This window comes from uncultured Leptotrichia sp. (genome assembly GCF_938036635.1).
Taxonomy (GTDB): Bacteria; Fusobacteriota; Fusobacteriia; order Fusobacteriales; family Leptotrichiaceae; genus Leptotrichia; species Leptotrichia hongkongensis.
Map to the genome: position 1 here is coordinate 1 of NZ_CALHQO010000433.1, position 1,258 is coordinate 1,258.

Sequence of the window (1,258 nt, forward strand, 5' to 3'; positions counted from 1 at the left end):
TCTTATTTATATATCAGGGTTTAAGAATCAAAGTGATTTGCAAAATTTAATTGGGCGTGTCAATAGATTAAATGAAATTTTTAAAAATGGTACATCACTTTCAAAAATATTTATTCCTGTTCATTTTGTAGAAATGAATGAATACCCACAACAAAATAGAAAAGGCAAGTTAAAGACGAAAATTGAAAGTTTGAGAGGAAAACCTACTGATCTTGTGAAAAATCCTATTTTGAAAAATTCTTCTAATAGTGAGAGTGCAGAAAAAATACGTGAAAATGAAAGTAAGATCCTTCGAGAATATGATAATCCTGATTTTTTTACTAGAATAAGCAAGGCTGGTGCCCAGCAGATAATAAACTATACTGATACTGGAATAGAGAAACTAAAATTAGTTATAGAAAACTCTGCAAAAATTAATGGAAATGAGAACCTATATGAAAAATTACTTTATAAGATAAAAGAAATTTTCTTTGAGCCTTTTCTTAGTAACGGACAAATGGATGAGAGCTATTTTTCTCCTACTAACAATTCTAAACGTCTTAGATATACTGCTACACTTGACTATTATACAGACTTTCTTAATTTTTCCTTTAAAACATTACATGAAAGGGTTGATAATTTATATAATTATTGGCAGGAAATATTAAATGGGCAAAGAGAAGGAAGTAATTTTGTATATGTAGGACCACAATTTGGAGAAGTTTCTTACGAAACAGAATCTTATGTTGGACAAGCACAAGTTTATGTGGATTTACGGCAACACACAAATGATGAGGAATTTCTATACAATCTAGCAATTATAAAGATTCAAACGGATGAAGATTTTATAGGACACGAGATAACATTATTATTAGGTACATTAAAAGAATTTGAAATTATTACGGAAGCACAGTTTAATTATTTTCTGTATCGAACATTTGATAAAAAAGAGCTTGATATTTTACGATTGGGTATTAGTAAAAATATCTATCAATTGTTGAAAGATGACAATCAGATTGAGAATATATATTTTGACGAATTTGGAAATGCTAGAGCAAATTCTAATTTGAAAGAATATATTAATACTAAGGTTGGAATTGAAAAATTTGAACTAGAGCAATATTTTTTATAAGAAATGAAATGGATGTTTACTTTTTTCCATATAAAAGATTAGAGACTTAAAAAAGTAATTAATACAAGAAGATGTTTGTATAAAAGAAAGGATGAGAGTTTTATTGGCAAATAAAGATAATGTTAAACAATTAATTATTTTAGGAAA

At 27.2% G+C, this 1,258-nt stretch carries 1 protein-coding gene; it reads left to right on the top strand.

The window, feature by feature from the left end; translation table 11 throughout:
* Window positions 1–1,111, top strand: a 1,111-nt coding sequence (locus tag Q0370_RS08655; RefSeq protein ID WP_299574684.1) for a hypothetical protein, incomplete at its 5' end; no start/stop codon positions are given.
* Window positions 1,112–1,258: the final 147 nt, after the last annotated feature.